Source organism: Streptomyces tendae (genome assembly GCF_014650435.1).
Classification (GTDB): domain Bacteria; phylum Actinomycetota; class Actinomycetes; order Streptomycetales; family Streptomycetaceae; genus Streptomyces; species Streptomyces tendae.
The window spans coordinates 494,677-512,627 of record NZ_BMUY01000005.1; the positions used below are offsets into that span (position 1 = coordinate 494,677).

The following is a 17,951-nucleotide window of genomic DNA, read 5'->3' on the forward strand; positions in this document are numbered from 1 at the left end:
CTGCTGCCTCATCGTTGCCTGCATGAGCAGCAGCGCCGCGTCCCCTTCCGTCCCCTCCCCGGCCCGCCGTGTCCTCGACTGGCGGCTGCGCTTCGGGGTCCTCTCGCTCGTCTGGGGTTTCAGCTTCCTCTTCATGAAGGTGGGCACCGAGAGCTTCGCCCCGTTCCAGGTCACGCTCGGACGGCTGGCGTTCGGTACGGCGGTGGTCGCCGCGGCGATGGCGGTGAAGCGGGAGCGGCTCCCGCGCGGCGCGTGGACGTGGGTGCACCTCACGGTCGCCGGATTCCTCCTCAACGCGCTGCCGTTCTCCCTGTTCGCCTTCTCGGAGCTGACCATCCCGTCGTCGCTGGCGGGCATCTGCAACGCCACCTCGCCCCTGTGGGGCATGGCCCTGTCGCTGGTCGCCCTGTCCGAGGACCGCCCGACGCGCCGCCGGGTGGCCGGTCTCGGCATCGGCTTCCTCGGCGTCCTGACGGTGCTGGGCGTCTGGCAGGGATTCCACGGCCTCGACGTCACGGGCACGGCGCTGGCCCTGCTGGCCTCGTTCAGCTACCCGGTCGGCTGGATCTACGTCCGCCGCACCCTGGCCGGCTCCCGCCACTCCCACCTGTCGCTGACCGGTGCCCAGCTGGGCCTGGCCACCCTGCAACTGGCGGTCGTGACACCGCTGTTCACCTCGGTACCGACCAGCTTCCCGGTGCTCCCGCTGCTGGCGGTCGCGGCCCTGGGCGTCCTCGGCACCGGGCTGGCCTTCCTGATCCAGTACGACCTGGTCGCCGAGATCGGCCCGACGACCGCGCAGATGGTCACGTACTTCACCCCGGTCATCGCCACGGCCGCGGGCGTCGCGCTGCTCGGCGAGTCGCTGTCCTGGTCGACACCGGTCGGCGCGGCCGTCGTCCTCGCCGGTGCGGCACTGGCCCAGTCCCGCCCCAGGACCGACCGCGACCGGAGCGCGCCCGCGCCCGTCACCCCGGGCGTCACCCCCGAGACGGCACGCAGAGCACGCCAAGGATCGCGGGTCTGAGGAGCGGCCCCTCAGACGTAGCTCCGGGGCGGCCCCGCGCCCGGCCCCACCGCCGCCGCGACCGCCGCCGCCAGCGGCCCGGCGTCCTCCTCCCCCAGCGTCGAGACGGTGATCCGGATGCCGGGCGGCGCGGCCAGCCGGAAGCGCGCGCCGGGGGCCACGGCCCACCCGGCGTGCAGGAGCCGGGCCACGGCACCGGTCTCGTCCGGCACCGGGATCCACACGTTCATGCCGCTGCGCCCCTGTCCGGTGACCCCGTGCTCGGCGAGGGCGCCGAGGAGCGCGTCCCGGCGTCGCCCGTACACCCCCGCCACCGCGCGCCCGTCCACCGCGCCGTCGGCCCACAGCCGGGCCACGGCCCGCTGGGTGATGCGGCTGACCCAGCCGGGGCCGAGCCGCTGCCGCCCCCGCACCCGGTCGAGCGTGACGGGGTCCCCGGTGAGCACGGCGAGCCGCAGGTCGGGGCCGCACGCCTTGGCGGCGGAGCGAACGAAGGCCCAGCTGCGGGTCGTACCGGCGAGGGGGTGCAGCGGGAGGTCGACGATGCCGTGGCCGTGGTCGTCCTCGATGAGCAGCGTCCCGGGGTGGTCGCGCAGGACGGACCGCAGGGCACGCGCACGTGCCGGTCCCACCGCGGCGCCCGTCGGGTTCTGCGCGCGGTCCGTGACCACCAGGGCACGGGCACCGGCCGCGAGGACCCGGCGTACGTCCTCGGGCAGCGGTCCCTGGTCGTCGACTCCGACGGGGACCGTGCGCAGGCCGAGCGCGGGCACCAGGTCCAGGAGACTGCCCCAGCCCGGGTCCTCGACGGCGACGGTGTCACCGGCCTTGAGGTGGGCGGCGAGGACCCGCTCCATCGCGTCCAGCGACCCGGACGTCACCGCCACCGGCCCGTCCGGCACGCCGTCGGCGTCCAGTTCGGCCCGCGCGACGCGGGCCAGCTCCGGGTCCACGGGCGCGTGCCCGTACAGCACCGGCTCGCGATCGCCCTGCCCGGCCGCCGCGGCGAACACCGGGCCCAGCGCGGGCAGCAGCGCCGGGTCCGGATTGCCGTCGGACACGTCGCGCACCCCCGCGGGCACCTCGACGCGGATGAACTCCCGCCCGGTGGTGGCCGGCTTCGCGCGCACCCGGCTGCCCCGTCGCCCGGCCGTCTCGATGACCCCCCGTTCGCGCAGAGTGCGGTAGGCGGCGGCGACCGTGTTCGGATTCACCCCGAGGTGTTGCGCCAACTCCCGCATCGGCGGCAGCGGTTGCCCCGGCCGCAGCTCTCCCGAGCCCACCGCACGCTCGACGCTCGCGGAAATCTCCGCTGCACCCCGTCCTGTGATCCGATACTCTCCTAGCACAAAGCCAATTATGCACTAGTGCAATGGAGAACGCCATGCAGGGCACCACGGGGACGCCGCCGCAGCCGACCGACACCTACCCGCCCACCGACCGCACCGTCCCCACCCGCTCCCCGGACCGGGCGTCCTACGACAAGGAGCTGGTGCACGCGATACTCGACGAGGGCTACGTCTGCCATCTCGGTTTCGTCCGCGACGGCGCCCCGGTGGTTCTGCCGACGCTGTACGGCCGGGTGGGCGAGCGGCTCTACGTGCACGGCTCGACGGGCTCGCGCCCGCTGCGGATGACGGGCGCGGCCGACCCGGGGCTGCCGGTCTGCCTGACGGTGACGCACGTGGACGCGCTGGTGCTGGCCCGCTCGGCCTTCCACCACTCGATCAACTACCGGTCGGTGGTGGTGCACGGCACGGCGTACGAGGTGACGGACCCCGAGGAGCGGCGCACGGCCCTGGACGCCCTGGTCGACCACGTCGTCCCGGGCCGCTCCCGCGACTCCCGGCCGGCCAGCAAGAAGGAGCTGGCCGCCACCGCCGTGATCCGCCTCGACCTGGACGAGGTCTCCGCCAAGCTCCGCACCGGCGGGGTGAACGACGAGCCGGAGGACCTCGCCCTCCCGCACTGGGCCGGTCTCGTCCCGCTGCGCAAGGGGTACGGGGCTCCGGTCGCCGATCCCGCCCTGGTGCCCGGCACCGCGCTGCCCGACTACCTGTCGGCCGGGTGACACCGGCGCGCACGAAAGGCGCCGGTCCCCCTGTGGCGGTCCCTCGGCGTCACGCCGGCGTGGGTCGCGTCCGCCCCTCCCGCGCCGCCCGTGTCTCCGCCACCGCGAGCCCCGCGACCGAGCCGAGCATCAGCAGCGTGCCGGCCAGGGTCGCCGCCGTGAGGTGCTCGCCGAGCAGCAGGACGGCGAACGCCGCCGCGCTGACCGGCTCGAGAAGCATGATCACGGAGACGGTCGCGGACCGGACGACGGCCGCGCCGGCGAAGTAGAGCCCGTAGGCGAGCGCGGTCGGGACGGCGGCGACGTACGCGAGCAGCCACAGCAGCCGGACCGGTTCGGCGGTGTGCGGCACCAGGCCCTCGGCCAGGGCGAGCGGCAGCAGGCACAGGCTCGTGACGGCGAACGCCCCCACGGAGGTGCCGGCGGCGTCCGCCCCGCCGTCCCGGCCCCACCAGCGGGTGAGCAGCGTCATCGCCGAGTACCCGGCGGCGGACAGCAGGGCCAGGAGTACTCCCGGGAGGCGGACGGTCGTACCCCCGCCGCCGAGGACGAGCACCACGAGCCCGGCGAGCGCGCCGACGACCGCCGCGGCGCCGCCCGCCCCCAGGTGCTCACCGAGGGCGAGGCGCGCGCCGAGGGCGATCAGCACGGGCCCCGCGCCGAGGGTGACGACCGTGGCCACGGCGAGACCGGTGGACTGCACGGCGGCGAAGTAGGCGGTCTGGAACACCGCGAGCCCCAGACCGGTGACGACGGCCCGCAGCGCCTTGCGGGCGAACGGTTCGCGGACGGCCGGGCGCGCCCGCCGGCGCAGCGGGCGGGCGGCGAGCAGCAGCACGAGCCCCACCGCGCAACGCCAGAACGACAGTGCGACGGGCCCCATGTCGCTGGCGCGGTAGACCAGCGAGGCGGCGGCACCGGCGGTGCCCCAGGCGACACCGGCGACGATCAGATAGAGGAGGCCACGCCCGACGGGCAGGCCGGATACGGCATTCGACACGAGTTCTCTCCGCAGACGCGCACGAGGCGCGGAAGTTCGGAGCGGCCCGGAACGACCGGGACGCGGGGACCTTCGTCTGCGGGCAGCACCGTCCGGCCCGGCGACAGCGCGCCGGGCTCGTCACAGGGGCCCGCCTCAGGCGGCCGGAGGCGGGAGGACGAGTGCGTCGGAATGCATGATCCGCACCCTAGGTCGCCGTCCCCCGGCTCGACAACTCCCTTTCGGGCCCGCCACTGGCCACCGGGTCCGCGGAGCCCTTCGCCGGGGTCGAGGACTGGGCGATGAAGGCACCGACCAGCACCACGACGCCGCCGACGATCTGCGGGGCGGAGAGGTGCTCGCCGAGCAGTACCCAGGCCAGGACGGTGGCGATGACCGCTTCGAGGCAGGCCACGACCCCGGCGACCTGCGGCGACAGCCGGCGCACGGCGACGATGCCGGTGACGTAGGCGAGCACGGTGGCGATGAGCACGATCCAGGCCAGCAGCAGGGCGGCGGCGACGGGTGTGCCGTCCATGGGGGCGGTGCCGCCGAGGACGGACCAGTCCATGGACCAGGGCCGGGCGACGAGGGTGAGCACGGCGGCGCCGACGAGCAGGCCGTAGGCGATGACGCCGAGCGGGTCGGGCGCCTCCTCGCCCGCGTCGCTGCCCTGGTCGGACAGGACGAAGTAGCCGACCTGGCAGCAGGCGGCGCCGAGGGCGAGCAGCAGTCCGAGGGCGTCGAAGCCCAGCCCCGACCAGACCTCGACCACGCAGGCGAGGCCGCCGACCGCCAGGACCACGCCGAGCGCGGCGGCCCGCGTGACCGGCCGCCGCTGCACGAACCGCACCCAGCCGAGGACCAGGGCGGGCGCCAGGTACTCGACGAGCAGCGCGACGCCCACCGGGATGCGTGAGATGGCCGCGAAGTAGCAGGCCTGCACACCGGCCACGGCGAGCAGGCCGTACCCGGCGACCAGTGCGGGGCGGCGGCGCGGCAGCGCGCGGTGGCGCACGGCGAGCGGCAGCATCACCAGGGCCGCGCCGGCCACCCGCAGCCAGACCACGTGCAGCGGGTCCAGTCCGGCCTCGATCAGCGGTTTGGCCGCGACTCCGGATCCTCCGAAGGCGACCGCGGAGGCCAGTGCGAGGCCGAGCCCGGTTCCCTTGCCGCGGTTGCCGCGAGCGCTGTCAGACGTATGCACCGGCACATGATGACAGGGGTCGACATGACCGTCACCCCCGATGACACCTGTCTCACCGACTGGACGGCCGAGGCACCTGCGGCGGAAGAGACGGGTGGGGCCTCAGGGGGTCGGCTCGAAATGACTCTCCACCCGGGCGAGCACGGCGTGCGGTTCGACGGCGGCACGGGCCAGCACCTCGCCGGCGCGCGTCCGCGGGTCCGCGACCAGGGCGGCGAGCAGGTCCACGCCACCGGCCCGGGTGGCTCCGCGCCGGACCGCGCGGGCGCAGGCGTCCTCCATGGCCGCCGCGGCGGGCGGCGAGAACCCGGCGGCGCCGGTCACGACGGGGACGGCACCGGAGTCCTCGACGGAGCTCTGCCAGCGCAGGCCGTAGCCGATGCTGCGCTGCACCAGGTAGCCGAGGACGCGGGCGATCCGTGGTCCGTCCCCGAGCAGCTCACGGGCCTGCGCGTCGCACTCCAGCAGCGAGTGCAGCAGATGGGCCGTGTCGATCTGCCGGTCCCCGTCCCGCACCGCCCGGCGGCGGGCACCGGAGACCGCCGAGGCCAGTTCCGCGCTGAACCGGTCATCGAGGTCGGTGCCGTCCGGCCACCGGCCGCCTTGCTCGCCGGCCGACTGCCGGGGGATACGGGGTTGCACATCTCCCAGCTCATCAGTCCCGCGGGGCCCGGTCATCCCCGAGGGGAAGCATTTCGTCGTCCCACACAGAGTGGACCCGCCGGGACGGAATCTCCTCCTTGCGGATGAGATCAGGCCGTTCCGGCCGACCGGGCGCGCGCCGACTTGCCGCGCGCCCCCTGGGGCAACCGAATCGCTTGCTCGCGGGTCGAACCGGGGCATGAGGAGCAGGTGCTGGCTCGTGGCACTGCCCGCCGTGGACGGCAGGCAGTACGTGTACCGGGTGGACGCCCCCGCGGAGGCGTTGCCCGCCGACCTGTTCTGGGACGCCTGGCACTGCCACGACGAGAGCGCCTTCCCGCGCGCGTGGGACGTCTTCGACGCGGCGGTGATACGGCGGGTCGACTGAACGCCGCCCGGCCCCTCCCCCGGACCGCGCCTCCGAACCACTCCCCCCGGGCCCGCCCGAGGCATCCAGACACGACGGTGCCCCGCGGATGCACTCCGCGGGGCACCGTCCTCGGTGGCGTCGGCCCTCGTCGGGCGGGCCCGCCGTCAGTCCTCGTCGGCGAGGATCAGGTACAGCTTCTTGCGGGCGTCGCCGATGACGGCGAGCGCCTTCTCCCGCTGCTCCTTGCTGCCGGTCTTCCAGACCTGGCCGAATGCCTCCATCAGTCCGAACCCGGCCTGACGGATGTCGTTGAGAGCCTCCCAGTCGACGCCCCGCGAGGCCTCCTCCCAGGGGGCCTCCGGGCCCTCCTCGGCCGCGGTGCGGCCCGCGTCGGTGAGCGCGAAGAGCTTCTTGCCGCCCTCGCTCTCACTGGCGATCAGCCCCTCGTCCTCCAGCAGCTGGAGGGTGGGGTACACCGAACCGGGGCTGGGCTTCCACGCCCCGCCACTGCGCTCGGCGATCTCCTGGATCATCTCGTAGCCGTGCATCGGCCGGTCCTTCAGGAGGGCCAGGATCGACGCCCTCACGTCGCCCCGCCGTGCCCTTCCCCTGGGCCCGCCGCGTCCTCGGCCGCCCCAGGGGCCCCCGTGGCCGAAGCCCGGCCCGAAGGGTCCACCGGGGCCGCCGCCGGGACCGCCCGGCCCGAAGGGGCCGAACGCCGCGCGCCGGCCGTCGAAGCCGCCGCGGCCGAAGGGCCCGGACGCGGCGCCCTCTCCGTGACCGGGGCCGTGTCCACCGTGTCCACGCTCGTATCCGTGGTTACGCATCGCCATCACTCCATTCAGTCGTTGATCTGTCGCGATGCCTCAACGATATATCGGAACGTATCGCGGTGCAAGCCCCTGCCGAGGGGAACAGGCGGCCGTCGTGGACCTCGGCGATCCGGTCGGCGGCGGTGAGGTGGGTGCGGTCGTGGGTGACCAGGACGGTTGCGCTCGCCCGCTGGTGGGTGAGGCGGGTGATCAGGTCGATGACGGCGGCGCCGCGTTCGTGGTCGAGGGCGCTGGTGGGTTCGTCGACCAGCAGGACGGTGGGGTCGTTCATCAGGGCCCGGGCCAGGGCGACGCGCTGGCGCTGGCCGCCGGAGAGCTGGTGGGGACGGCGGCCCGACTGGGGGGCCAGCCCGACCGCGTCCAGGAGCTCCATCGCCCGGCTCCGGGCCGAGCGCGGCCTGCGGCCGTCGATCCCTGCCATGACCTGCAGTTGCTCGACGGCGGTGAGGGACGGCAGCAGGTTGGGCTGCTGGAAGACGATGCCGATCCGGCGGCGCCGCAGGGCGGTCAGCTCACCGCGGCTCAGACCGGTGGTGGGCGTGCCGTCCACGGTGACGGTCCCGGCGTCGGGGGTGATGAGGGTGGCGGCCACGGCCAGCAGACTGGACTTGCCGGAGCCGGAGGGGCCGACCACGGCGGTCAGGCTGCCCGCGGGGACCTCCAGGCTGACCCGGTCGAGCGCGGTCAGGCGCTCCCCGCCGTCGGGGTAGGTGAGGGTCACGTCGGTCAGGTTCAGGCTCATCGGGCGCTCCCCAGGGCGGTCAGCGGGTCGACGGAGGTGATCCGGCGGATGGACAGGGCGGCTCCGAGGGCTCCGAGGAGGACCGTCACGGCGGCCGGGACCAGGACGGTCGCGGGCGTGAGGAGGAAGGGCACGGCCGAGCCCGCGACGAGTGCTCCCAGGACGGCGGCGAGGCCGGTGCCGACGAGGGTGCCGCCGACCAGCAGGACGACGGCCTGACCGAGGGCGTCCTTGAGGAGATGGGCGGTGGAGGCGCCGAGCGCCTTGAGGACGGCGACGTCACCGCTGCGCTGGACGGTCCACACGGTGAAGAAGGCGCCGACGACGAGGGCGGAGATGGCGAACAGGAAGCCGCGCATCAGCTGGAGGGAGCCGTTCTCGGAGGTGTAGGAACCGATCGCGGACAGCGAGTCGGCGGTGGTGACCGTCCTGGTGCCGACCTGTTCGTCGACGGCCGCCACGTCGGCCCCGTGGGTGGTGTTCAGCGCGATGACGGTGGCCGTGGGGCCGTCACCGCCACCGTCGGCGGCGGGAGGCGCGGCCTGCCGCCACACGTCCAGGCTGGTCCAGACGACCGGGGTGTGGCTGAAGGAGGCGTCGCCGCGCACCGCGGCCACCCTCAGCCGCTGTCCGGCGAGGGCGAAGGAGTCCCCGGGCCGCACCGCGAGGTCTTCGGCGGCCGTGGTGGACAGCACCGCCGACCGGTCGTCGATCCCGCCGCCGTCGGGGGCGAGAGGAGAGCCGGGCCGGACGCCGAAGGCGGAGACGCCGGTGCTCCGGTCCCCCGCGGTGGCCTTGGTGGTGGTGATGCCGAGCGGTTCGGCGCCCTCGACGCCGGGGGCCCGGGACCACTGCCGCCACTGCCCCTCGGTGACCGTGGAGTCGGCGTACGACAGGTCGCCGCCGCGGGGCGCCCGGAAGGCGATCCGGTCGGCGGGCAGTCCCGTGATCGCGGAGGTGTTCTGCCGGCCGAGCCCCGCCGTCAGCCCGGACAGCAGCCCGACCAGCAGGGTGATCAGCACGATGACGGTCCCCATCAGGGCGAAGCGCCCCTTGGCGAATGCGAGGTCTCTCCAGGCGACGAACACGGTCCCGGCCTGTCCTTTCCGGCGGTGGAAGCGGTACGCCCCCACCGTCGCCGTCGGCCCCCCGCCCGCGCGTCCGGCGCAGGACCGCACTTCACGGGCCGGAAGTCGGCACGCGGGTTGTAACTTTCGACGGAGGCCGCCGGGCGCCCGCCTTTCGTAGCCTGGAACGCACTGTGAACGCTTCCGCCCCCGCCCTGACCCCGACCACCCGCGCCCTGGCCTGGTGCCTGCACCTGCTGGTCGTCGGTCTGCTCGTCCTGGTCGCCGCCCGGGCCGTGACGGACGGCCGGCCCCACGCCGGGGCGATCGCCGCCGTGGCGGCGGTGTGCGGGCTGGTGTACGCGGTCGGGCCGGTGCTGCCCCGCGTCCGTCTCGTCCGGCGGGTCGCCGCCTGGTGGCTGGCCGCCGTGGGTGCCGTATGGCTGGTGCTGCTGGGGCTGTCCCCCGAGGCCGTGTGGGTGGCCTTTCCGCTGTACTTCCTCCAGCTCCACCTGCTGTCGCGCCGGGCCGGCCCGGCCGCCGTGAGCCTCACCGCCGTGGCGGCCGTCGCCGGATACGCCGCCCACACCGGCTCCTTCGGCCCGGCCATGGTGATCGGCCCCACGCTCGGCGCCGCCGTCGCCGTCGCGGTGGTGTGGGGATACCAGGCCCTGTACCGCGAGAGCGAGCAGCGCAGACGGCTGATCGAGGAGCTGACCGACACCCGCGCCGACCTCGCCCGGGCCCAGCACACCGCCGGGGTGCTCGCCGAGCGCGAGCGGCTGGCCCGCGAGATCCACGACACCCTCGCCCAGGGACTGTCCAGCATCCAGCTGCTGCTGCGCGCCGCCGAGCGCGCCCTGCCCGGGCGGCCCGACGCCGCCGCCGGTCACGTGGTGGCGGCCCGGCAGGCCGCCGTGGACAACCTCGCCGAGGCCCGCCGCTTCGTCGCCGCACTGACCCCGCCCACCCTGGAGGGCACCACCCTGGCCGGCGCCCTGGAACGCCTGTGCGCGACGACGTCCGCCCGGCACCGGATCACCGCCCGCTTCCACCTCACCGGCGCACCCGCGCCGCTGCCGACCGCCCACGAGGTCGCTCTGCTGCGCATCGCCCAGTCGGCCCTCGCCAACACGGTCCGCCACGCCGACGCCAACACGGCCGAGATCACCCTCAGCCACCTCGGCGACCAGGTCGCCCTCGACGTCGTCGACGACGGCACCGGGTTCGATCCGGACGAGCTGCCCCCTGCCGACCCCGAAGCGGGCGGCTTCGGCCTGGCCGCCATGCGGGCCCGACTGGACGCCCTCGGCGGCGCCCTGACCGTCGAGTCCGCCCCCGGCCACGGCACCGCCCTGGCCGCCCGGCTGCCCCTCACCCCGCCCACCGAACCCGAGGCCCGCCCGTGACCGACACCCCCATCCGCCTGCTGCTCGCCGACGACCACCCGGTGGTCCGGGCCGGTCTGCGCGCCGTACTGGAGACCGAGCCCGGCATGCAGGTGGTGGCCGAGGCCGCCACCGCCGAGGAGGCCGTCGCACGTGCCGCGGACGGCGACATCGACGTCGTGCTCATGGACCTGCAGTTCGGCAGGGGCATGAGCGGCGCCGAGGCCACCGCCGCCATCGCCGCCCGAGCCGGGGCGCCGCGCGTGCTGATCGTCACCACGTACGACTCCGACGCCGACACCCTGCCCGCCATCGAAGCCGGTGCCACCGGCTACCTCCTCAAGGACGCGCCGCCCGAGGACCTGGCCGACGCCGTGCGCACCGCCGCCGCCGGACGCACCGCGCTGGCCCCGGCCGTAGCCGACCGGCTCATGAACCGGCTGCGCACCCCCGGCACCACGCTGACCCGGCGCGAGACCGAGGTCCTGGCGCTGGTGGCCGACGGCCTGTCCAACCAGGCCATCGGGCGCCGGCTCCACCTCACCGAGGGCACCGTCAAGTCACATCTGGCCCGCGTCTACGCCAAGCTCGACGTCGACTCGCGCACCGCCGCCGTCGCCACCGCGACGTCCCTCGGGCTGATCCGCCGCTGACCGGGCACGGGACGGACCCGCCGGTTCCGCGAGAAGCGGTCCAGCACTACGGAATTGGCCTTGGTCCGCGACCCTCGGCAGGCCCTAGCGTCGGAGCATGCGCATCCGAATCGTCGACGCCTTCACCGACCGCCCCTTCGCCGGCAACACCGCCGGGGTCCTGCTCCTCGACGCCTTCCCGGACGACGACCGGCTCCAGCGGGTGGCCCTGGAGGTCAACCACTCCGAGACGGCGTTCGCCCACCGCCTGCCGGCGGGCGCCGAGGCGGACTGGGCGCTGCGCTGGTTCACGCCGGCCACCGAGGTGGCGATGTGCGGCCACGCGACGCTCGCCACGGCCCACGTCCTGCACACCACCGGCGCCCACGAAGGACCGGTGCGGTTCGCCACCCGCAGCGGCGTCCTGACCGCGACACCCCGCGAGGACGGCACGATCACCCTGGACTTCCCGACCGCGCCGCTCACGCCGGTCCAGACCCCGTCGGGTGTCGCCGAGGCCCTGGGCGCCGAACCGCGTACCGTCCTGGACACCGGGCCGAACATCGGGGACCTGCTGGTGGAGGTCGCCGACGAGAAGACCGTCCGCGGCCTGGCCCCGGATCTCACGGCGCTGGCCGCCCACTCCGAGCGCGGCGTCATCGCCACCGCCCGCGCCGAGGACCCGTCCCGCGGCTACGACTACGTCTCCCGCTGCTTCTTCCCCAACGTCGGCATCGACGAGGACCCGGTCACCGGCAGTGCCCACACGGCGCTGGCGCCCTTCTGGTCCGAGCGCCTCGGCCGCCCCGACCTCACCGGGCTCCAGGCGTCGTCCCGCTCCGGCCGGGTGCGCACGGAACTGCGCGGTGGGCGCACGCTGCTGAGCGGGCACGCGGTGACGGTGATCGACGGCGAGCTGCTGGTCTGACCCGCACCGGGCCCTGCTCCTCGCGAAGGGGCGCGGGGCCCGGCGGTCACGCCGTCGGCAGCCACTCCACCTTCCCGGCGAGCAGCCCGTAGCCGACGAAGGCCCCGATGTCGAGCAGCGAGTGCGCCGCCACCAGCGGGCCCACGCGGCCCCAGCGGCGGTAGAGGTAGACGAACACGACGCCCATCACCATGTTGCCGACGAACCCGCCGATCCCCTGGTAGAGGTGGTACGACCCGCGCAGCACGGAACTGGCCGCCAGCGACGCGCCCGCTCCCCAGCCGAGCTGGTCCAGCCGGCGCAGCAGGTAGCCGACGACGATGACCTCCTCCAGGACGGAGTTCTGCACCGCGGAGAGGATCAGGACGGGGTACTTCCACCACACGTCGGGCAGGGCCTCGGGCACCACGGTGAGGTTGAAGCCGAGGCCGCGGGCGGCGAGGTAGAAGGCGATGCCGGTGCTGCCGATGACGGCGGCGACGGCCGCGCCGCGGCCCAGGTCGGGCCACGGGCGGGCGCGGTCGAAGCCGAGGGTGCGCAGGCCGCGCCCCTCGCGCAGCAGGAAGTGCGCGACGAGGGCCACCGGGACCAGTGCCGTGGTGATCCCGAAGAGCTGCCAGGCCAGGTCGAGCCAGGGGCGGCCGGGCGCCGCGGAGGCGTTGAGGGTGGCCGCCTGGTCCTTGAGGCCGCCCGGCCGGGTGACCGAGCCGATGAAGCTGATCAGCGCGGACACACCGCTCGCACCGAGCGACAGCGCGAGGACGAGCAGCGTCTCGTCACGCAGGATCCGCCGTGAGAGCCGCTCCTCGGTCAAGGGCTGTTCGCCGAGTCGCTTCTGAGGGAACGCATCGTCCACCGGGCCCGCCTCCGCCATGCACACCTGCCTCCAGCTGGGACGTCACAGCTTGCCCGATCAGTATGGGGCGGCGCGCGGCGGGGGCGGGCCGGGGCTGCGGTCAGCTCAGCGGCACCGGTTCCGGCAGGCCCACCGGCCACAGGTGCACCGGCTCTCCCTCGCGCATCAGCTCGACGTAGCGGCGGGTAGTGGCGGCCAGCGCGGCCTCCCGGGACATTCCCGCCTCCAGCGCGCGGTGGAACGTGGCCGCCTGCCAGGACGCGCCGTTGACCCGGCGTCGGCAGCGCTCCTCGATCACGCCGAGGTAGAGGTCCCGGTCGGCGGGCTCCACCCCCCACGCGTCGAGACCGGCCGCGGCGAGCGGCAGCAGTTCGTCACGTACGAGGACGGCGGCGTCGACCTCGACAGTGCCGCCGAGGCGGCCGCGCCTGGGCCACTCGAAGCGGGCGTCGATGCCGTGGCGGCACGCGGCCTCGAAGTTGGCGGCGGCGGCCTCGAACGGCAGCCGGGTCCACACCGGCCGGGGTTCCTCGGCGAGCGCGCGCACGACCCCGTAGTAGAAGGCCGCGTTGGCGATGACGTCGGTGACGGTGGGGCCCGCGGGCAGGACGCGGTTCTCGACGCGCAGGTGCGGGACGCCGTCGGCGATGTCGTAGACGGGGCGGTTCCAGCGGTAGACGGTGCCGTTGTGCAGGACCAGTTCGGAGAGCGAGGGCACACCGCCCGCGTCGAGGACGTCCAGCGGGTCCTCGTCGTCGCAGATCGGCAGCAGCGCCGGGAAATAGCGCCGGTTCTCCTCGAAGAGGTCGTACGCCGAGGTCACCCAGCGCTCCCCGAACCAGGTGCGCGGCCGCACGCCCTGGGCCTGCAGTTCGGGCGGGCGGGTGTCGGTGGACTGCTGGAACAGCGGGGGCCGGGACTCGCGCCACAGCTCGCGGCCGAAGAGGAAGGGCGCGTTGGCGCCGAGGGCGATCTGGGCGGCGGTGACGGCCTGGGCCGCGTTCCACACGTCGGCGAAGCGGTCCGGGGTGACCTGGAGGTGGAGTTGCACCGAGGTGCAGGCCGCCTCGGGGGCGATCGACTTGGACGTGCAGGTCAGGCGCTCGACGCCCTCGATGTCGAGAGTGAAGTCCTCCCCACGGGCGGCCACGATCTGTTCGTTGAGCAGGGCGTACCGGTCGACGGCGGACAGGTTGGAGGAGACCAGGTCGTCCCGGTCCAGCGTCGGCAGAATGCCGATCATCGCGATTCCCGCGTCCACCTCGCCCGCCTTGCGGTCCGCATATGCCAGGGACGTACGGATCTCCTCGGCGAGCCGGTCGAATACCCGGCCGCCCATGCGGTGGGGAGCAATGTTGACTTCCAGGTTGAACATGGCGAGTTCTGTCTGGAAGTCCCGGCTCGCGATGCGCTCGAGGACTTGCGCATTCAACATTTTCGGCATCCCGTCGGCACCGACGAGATTCAATTCGATCTCCAGCCCCATCAGGTTCTTCGGACGGTCGAACCGCTTCTCCGCCAGAAGTCGCTCCAGGCCCGTCAGGCACCGCTGGAGCTTCTCGCGGTAGCGCTGGCGATCGGACAGGTCGTACTGACCTGCCGCGACCTTCTCCCCCATGGAAGAGTCCCTTCTCGGAGCGATGAGTGGAAGATCCGGCCGCCGCTGGCCGGTGGCCGGTCAGGTGGGATGATGCCCAGCCGAAGCGATCGATAACGTCCCCGCACCGGCCCGGCAGCCGCTACGCTGTGCCGGTGTGACCGGTGGCACATTCACCGGGCATGGCACGTCGAGCAGTTTCCGGGGCCGACAACTCGTGAAAAACGCCGACGACAATTGGCCGTCCACTCGGTGAACATTCCCCGAGGTCATCGCCGTACACCCGGTCCGGAATCCGGAGGATTCCCGCATATCGGCGGCCGAATTCAACCTTGTACAGGTTGCCGGAATCGGCTAGCCGAAACACAGTCTGAACACGTGTCGTATAAACTCCGCGAACAAGGCAGCGGATCGGCGCCCACGGTCGAAGGATCCCGCCGTCGAGCTGACGCGCGGCAGGGCTCTCCCGCATCTCGGTTCCCGGCCCCGGCCCCTGCCTTCCCCAGCCCTGTGAGCCGACAGCGTCGTCCGCCCAGCTCCGCCCTCGCGCCACCGTGCCTTCGAATGAGAGGCGACCCATCATGCCCCTGCGAGTCCCCCAGGCCCCCGCGCCCGCCCTGCGCTCCGTCCTCACCGCCCTCTCCTCGCCCACCGCGGTCCGCGAGGCCCGGACCCCCGCGCTGCTCGCCGCCCAGGGACCCGCCACACCCGAACTGCCGCTGCCCGTGCACGTGCTCGACCGGGTCACGGCGGAGGGCGTGGCGGCGACGCGACTGGCCGGCTGGCGGTTCCACATCCGGTGCGGCGACCGGGCGGTGGCGGCGGCCGAGACGAGGCTGACCCCCGACGGCTGGGCGTTCTCGCACTTCTTCGAAGGCCCCTACGTCGCCTCGACCGAGCGCGCGCTGCGACAGGCCGAGTCGGTGGCCCAGTCCTACCAGCCGCGGCTGCTGTCGGTTCCCGAGCTGTACATGCTCACGCTGTGGCTGCACGGCGACTGCGCCGCGGACCCCGCGTCCGGGCACCCCGCGGCCACCGACCTGCTGGTGCCGCTGGCGCCGGCCCCGCCCGGCATCGCGGCGCACCGGCCGCACCGGGTCGCCGAACTGCTGCCGGTCCTCACGGACCGGGTGACGCCGACACGGCTGCTGGGTTCGCCCGCCTGATCCGGTCCCGTCGCCCCGTACTGCCACACCCGCGTCGCCCCCCATCGCCCCGTACCCCGTCGCCCTGCCCCACCCGCGCGGACTAGCCCCAATCGGCCATGCCGAACCATCCGAAGTGACAGTGCAGTTGCGCTGAACCGTCCGCGCGGGTGACGCGTCATCAACCTGTGAGAAGCGGTGCTGCCAAATACCTGCGGATCGACGCCCGTGGGGCAACACTGGGTCCGGACGACTCAAACAACGGGGGGCGGCCATGAACGAGGCTTCACGCCGCAGCACAGACCAGACCACGAACTCATCCATCATCACAGACCGAGAGACCCCACTCATGTGTCAGCACCAGCCACCGTGCCCCTCAGCCGTCTCCGCCGACCGGGAGTCCGCCCGTCTCGTGGCGCACCACCCGGAGCAGGGCTGGAGCCTGCTGTGCAACGGTGTCGTCCTCTTCGAGGACACCGGTGAGCTACTGCCGGACGGTCGGGCCATCGCCCCGCACCGCCCGGTCGGCGCGGGCCTGACGACCGCCGCCTGACCACCGGCCGGGCGGTGTCACCGCGCCCGGTGTACCAAGGGGCCGGCCCGCAGCCACGGTTGCGCACCGGCCCCCACGCGCGTCCCGGGCCGGTCACTCCGCGTGTCCTTCCCGGCCCGACACGGTGACGGCCCGGTTTCCTGGCTCGGCGCTCCTTCCCCCGAGCGTCCGGTTTCCGGAAGACTCCTGGAGGTTTCGGGGTCGGTGTCGGCGGAGGTGGGGGAAGTGGCAGCAGACGAGGTCCGGGCGGGAACGACCGCCGGCCGCCGGGGCAGGGTCACCATCACGGACATCGCCCGCCGCGCGGGCGTCTCGGTGCCGACCGTGTCCCGGGTCGTGAACGGCCGCTCCGACGTGTCGCCCCGGACCAGGGCGCGGGTGGAGGAACTGCTGCGCCGCCACGGGTACCGCAAGCGCGCCGCGGCCCCCGGCCGCCGGGCCGCCCTGATCGACCTGGTCTTCAACGACCTGGACAGCCCCTGGGCCGTGGAGATCATCCGCGGGGTCGAGGAGGTGGCCCACGCCGCCGGGGTCGCCACCGTGGTCTCCGCGATCCACGGACGCTCGGGCGACGCCCGTCAGTGGATGCTCAATCTGCGGGCCCGCGCCTCCGACGGTGTCGTCCTCGTCACCTCGGCCCTGGATCCCGTGCTCCACCAGGAGTTGCGCGTCCTCGGCGTACCGCTGGTCGTCGTCGACCCCGCCGGCTCCCCCGCCCTGGACGTGCCGACCGTCGGCGCCGCCAACCGGTCGGGCGGAATGCTGGCCACGGAGCACCTGCTGGCGCTGGGGCACCGCAGGATCGGCCTGATCGCCGGGCCCCCGCGGCTGCTGTGCTCGCGCGCCCGCCACGACGGCTACCGCGCCGCACTGGACGGCGCAGGCGTCCCCGTCGACGAGTCCCTGATCGTCCCCGGCGACTTCCGCCACGCGTCCGGCTTCACGGCCTGCGACACCCTGCTGGACCTGTCCGAGCCGCCGACGGCCGTCTTCGCGACCAGCGACCAGATGGCGCTCGGCGCGATCGAGGCGCTGCGCCGACGGGGGCTGAGGGTGCCGCAGGACATGAGCGTCGTCGGCTTCGACGACCTTCCGGAGGTCCGCTGGTCGGCACCGCCCCTGACGACCGTGCGCCAGCCGCTCGCCGACATGGGCAGGGCGGCCGCGCGCACGGTGCTCCACCCGGCCGGCGACGGACATCCGGACCCGGCACGGCTCGAACTGGACACGGACCTGATCCTGCGCTCCAGCACGGCACCGCCGCCCGCTTCCGCGGCAGTCCTCGGCTGAGCACCCCCTACGACCGGCGCCCCAGCCTGCGGCGCGGCGAGCGCACCACGACCTGCCCCCAGCTGATCTCGCCCGTGATCTCCACCCTCAGCACCACGGGCACCCCCGGGTCGACGGCCCGCGGGGTCTTCACCTCCGCGTAGCTCGTCGCCAGGGAGTCGGTGTCCACCACGATGCCGGGCCGGGTCACGACCTTCAGCGCTCCGGCACGCATGTCGAGGTCGATGTGGAGGGTGTCGTGCGTGATCACGGCTCGCGCGAGGTCGAGCGTCACTTCGCCCCAGGCCGACCGGATCTCCATCCGCCGCGGCACCACCCAGCCCTCGCCCCGCCGGGTGGACGCTCCCTCCTGGTCGATACGGACGACGTCCTTGGCGGCGGGAACCTGGACGCGGTCCGCCGCGCCCGGCAGGTCGGCGGTGAGCGCGGCCAGTTCCCCCTGGGTGCGCGCGGTGAGCGCCGCCCCCACCCGCTCGTCCAGCTCCTCGGCGGTCAGCCGGCCGTCGCCGGCGGCGGCACTCAGCACGTCCACCGCCCTGTCCCGGTCCGCGTGCGAGGCCCGGAGCGCGGGCATCGCGCCGTTCTGCGAGGGCTGCACCGACATGGTTCGAACCCCGATCTCCC

At 74.1% G+C, this 17,951-nt stretch carries 19 protein-coding genes; 9 read left to right on the forward strand and 10 right to left on the reverse strand.

All coding sequences use genetic code 11. The features are described 5' to 3' along the window. Positions 1–22 precede the first annotated feature (22 nt). The gene (locus IE258_RS17095; protein ID WP_189744329.1) at positions 23–1,027 is read left to right on the forward strand and encodes a DMT family transporter; all 1,005 of its coding nucleotides are present in this window, start codon (positions 23–25) and stop codon (positions 1,025–1,027) included. An 11-nt stretch (positions 1,028–1,038) separates the two neighbouring features. On the opposite strand, the gene IE258_RS17100 is transcribed toward IE258_RS17095, so the two are convergent. Beyond that, on the reverse strand, positions 1,039–2,376 hold the full coding sequence (locus tag IE258_RS17100) for an aminotransferase class I/II-fold pyridoxal phosphate-dependent enzyme (RefSeq protein ID WP_189744331.1): 1,338 nt from the start codon (positions 2,374–2,376) through the stop codon (positions 1,039–1,041). Positions 2,377–2,411: 35 nt separating this feature from the next. Here IE258_RS17100 and IE258_RS17105 point away from each other — a divergent pair, with 35 nt between their 5' ends. After that, positions 2,412–3,098 carry a pyridoxamine 5'-phosphate oxidase family protein gene (locus IE258_RS17105; protein ID WP_189744333.1) on the forward strand — a complete coding sequence of 229 codons (687 nt, stop codon included), beginning with the start codon at positions 2,412–2,414 and terminating at the stop codon, positions 3,096–3,098. 49 nt (positions 3,099–3,147) lie between these two features. Here the strand turns inward: IE258_RS17105 and IE258_RS17110 are convergent, their stop codons facing one another. The 3 genes from IE258_RS17110 to IE258_RS17120 form a co-directional block, all read right to left on the reverse strand. Further along, complete coding sequence (locus tag IE258_RS17110; protein ID WP_189744335.1) at positions 3,148–4,098, reverse strand: DMT family transporter; 951 nt, start codon at positions 4,096–4,098, stop codon at positions 3,148–3,150. A gap of 187 nt (positions 4,099–4,285) precedes the next feature. Continuing rightward, positions 4,286–5,290, reverse strand: coding sequence for an EamA family transporter (locus tag IE258_RS17115; RefSeq protein WP_189744337.1), 1,005 nt, complete (start codon positions 5,288–5,290; stop codon positions 4,286–4,288). A 96-nt stretch (positions 5,291–5,386) separates the two neighbouring features. Next, positions 5,387–5,926: a Clp protease N-terminal domain-containing protein gene (locus tag IE258_RS17120; RefSeq protein WP_159324819.1), complete on the reverse strand. Its 540-nt coding sequence runs from the start codon at positions 5,924–5,926 to the stop codon at positions 5,387–5,389. Positions 5,927–6,146: 220 nt separating this feature from the next. On the opposite strand from IE258_RS17120, the gene IE258_RS17125 reads away from it, so the two are divergent. Further along, a complete protein-coding gene (locus IE258_RS17125; RefSeq protein WP_189744339.1) occupies positions 6,147–6,314 on the forward strand; it encodes a hypothetical protein in 168 nt (55 codons plus the stop codon). Between the two features lie 146 nt (positions 6,315–6,460). On the opposite strand, the gene IE258_RS17130 is transcribed toward IE258_RS17125, so the two are convergent. From IE258_RS17130 to IE258_RS17140, 3 genes are read right to left on the reverse strand one after another with little or no spacing between them, the layout of a single operon-like run. Beyond that, positions 6,461–7,123, reverse strand: a complete 663-nt coding sequence (locus tag IE258_RS17130; protein WP_189744341.1) for a PadR family transcriptional regulator — start codon at positions 7,121–7,123, stop codon at positions 6,461–6,463. After that, positions 7,116–7,871, reverse strand: coding sequence for an ABC transporter ATP-binding protein (locus IE258_RS17135; protein ID WP_189744343.1), 756 nt, complete (start codon positions 7,869–7,871; stop codon positions 7,116–7,118). The genes IE258_RS17130 and IE258_RS17135 overlap by 8 nt, the downstream gene beginning before the upstream one ends. Next, on the reverse strand, positions 7,868–8,959 hold the full coding sequence (locus IE258_RS17140) for an ABC transporter permease (protein WP_189744345.1): 1,092 nt from the start codon (positions 8,957–8,959) through the stop codon (positions 7,868–7,870). Before IE258_RS17140 ends, IE258_RS17135 begins: the two co-directional genes overlap by 4 nt. Positions 8,960–9,132: 173 nt before the next feature. Here IE258_RS17140 and IE258_RS17145 point away from each other — a divergent pair, with 173 nt between their 5' ends. The 3 genes from IE258_RS17145 to IE258_RS17155 all read left to right on the forward strand — a co-directional run bounded on the left by IE258_RS17145 (position 9,133) and on the right by IE258_RS17155 (position 11,886). Beyond that, positions 9,133–10,347: a sensor histidine kinase gene (locus IE258_RS17145; protein WP_189744347.1), complete on the forward strand. Its 1,215-nt coding sequence runs from the start codon at positions 9,133–9,135 to the stop codon at positions 10,345–10,347. Then, entirely contained in the window at positions 10,344–10,979 is a 636-nt protein-coding gene (locus IE258_RS17150; RefSeq protein ID WP_189744349.1) for a response regulator, read from the forward strand. Before IE258_RS17145 ends, IE258_RS17150 begins: the two co-directional genes overlap by 4 nt. Positions 10,980–11,076: 97 nt before the next feature. After that, complete coding sequence (locus IE258_RS17155; protein WP_189744351.1) at positions 11,077–11,886, forward strand: PhzF family phenazine biosynthesis protein; 810 nt, start codon at positions 11,077–11,079, stop codon at positions 11,884–11,886. Positions 11,887–11,932: 46 nt separating this feature from the next. Here IE258_RS17155 and IE258_RS17160 read toward each other — a convergent pair whose 3' ends face one another. Continuing rightward, complete coding sequence (locus tag IE258_RS17160) at positions 11,933–12,760, reverse strand: CPBP family intramembrane glutamic endopeptidase (protein ID WP_229892152.1); 828 nt, start codon at positions 12,758–12,760, stop codon at positions 11,933–11,935. 82 nt (positions 12,761–12,842) lie between these two features. After that, the gene (locus IE258_RS17165; protein WP_189744353.1) at positions 12,843–14,360 is read right to left on the reverse strand and encodes a glutamate-cysteine ligase family protein; all 1,518 of its coding nucleotides are present in this window, start codon (positions 14,358–14,360) and stop codon (positions 12,843–12,845) included. Between the two features lie 560 nt (positions 14,361–14,920). On the opposite strand from IE258_RS17165, the gene IE258_RS17170 reads away from it, so the two are divergent. The 3 genes from IE258_RS17170 to IE258_RS17180 all read left to right on the forward strand — a co-directional run bounded on the left by IE258_RS17170 (position 14,921) and on the right by IE258_RS17180 (position 17,327). Next, the gene (locus IE258_RS17170) at positions 14,921–15,505 is read left to right on the forward strand and encodes a hypothetical protein (protein ID WP_189744355.1); all 585 of its coding nucleotides are present in this window, start codon (positions 14,921–14,923) and stop codon (positions 15,503–15,505) included. A 328-nt stretch (positions 15,506–15,833) separates the two neighbouring features. Beyond that, positions 15,834–16,037 (forward strand): DUF5999 family protein, encoded by a 204-nt coding sequence (locus tag IE258_RS17175; protein WP_007388206.1) that lies wholly within the window; start codon positions 15,834–15,836, stop codon positions 16,035–16,037. Between the two features lie 225 nt (positions 16,038–16,262). Further along, positions 16,263–17,327, forward strand: coding sequence for a LacI family DNA-binding transcriptional regulator (locus IE258_RS17180; RefSeq protein WP_189744357.1), 1,065 nt, complete (start codon positions 16,263–16,265; stop codon positions 17,325–17,327). Between the two features lie 7 nt (positions 17,328–17,334). Here the strand turns inward: IE258_RS17180 and IE258_RS17185 are convergent, their stop codons facing one another. Further along, a complete protein-coding gene (locus tag IE258_RS17185) occupies positions 17,335–17,931 on the reverse strand; it encodes a DUF1707 SHOCT-like domain-containing protein (protein ID WP_229892153.1) in 597 nt (198 codons plus the stop codon). Positions 17,932–17,951: the final 20 nt, after the last annotated feature.

Bases quoted from the DNA above. Each gene is read 5' to 3' on its own strand.
- IE258_RS17095 (WP_189744329.1), top strand. From the start codon at position 23: ATGAGCAGCAGCGCCGCGTCCCCTTCCGTCCCCTCCCCGGCCCGCCGT.
- IE258_RS17175 (WP_007388206.1), top strand. From the start codon at position 15,834: ATGTGTCAGCACCAGCCACCGTGCCCCTCAGCCGTCTCCGCCGACCGG.
- IE258_RS17165 (WP_189744353.1), bottom strand. From the start codon at position 14,360: ATGGGGGAGAAGGTCGCGGCAGGTCAGTACGACCTGTCCGATCGCCAG.
- IE258_RS17130 (WP_189744341.1), bottom strand. From the start codon at position 7,123: ATGCGTAACCACGGATACGAGCGTGGACACGGTGGACACGGCCCCGGT.
- IE258_RS17185 (WP_229892153.1), bottom strand. From the start codon at position 17,931: ATGTCGGTGCAGCCCTCGCAGAACGGCGCGATGCCCGCGCTCCGGGCC.
- IE258_RS17170 (WP_189744355.1), top strand. From the start codon at position 14,921: ATGCCCCTGCGAGTCCCCCAGGCCCCCGCGCCCGCCCTGCGCTCCGTC.
- IE258_RS17105 (WP_189744333.1), top strand. From the start codon at position 2,412: ATGCAGGGCACCACGGGGACGCCGCCGCAGCCGACCGACACCTACCCG.
- IE258_RS17155 (WP_189744351.1), top strand. From the start codon at position 11,077: ATGCGCATCCGAATCGTCGACGCCTTCACCGACCGCCCCTTCGCCGGC.
- IE258_RS17135 (WP_189744343.1), bottom strand. From the start codon at position 7,871: ATGAGCCTGAACCTGACCGACGTGACCCTCACCTACCCCGACGGCGGG.
- IE258_RS17160 (WP_229892152.1), bottom strand. From the start codon at position 12,760: ATGGCGGAGGCGGGCCCGGTGGACGATGCGTTCCCTCAGAAGCGACTC.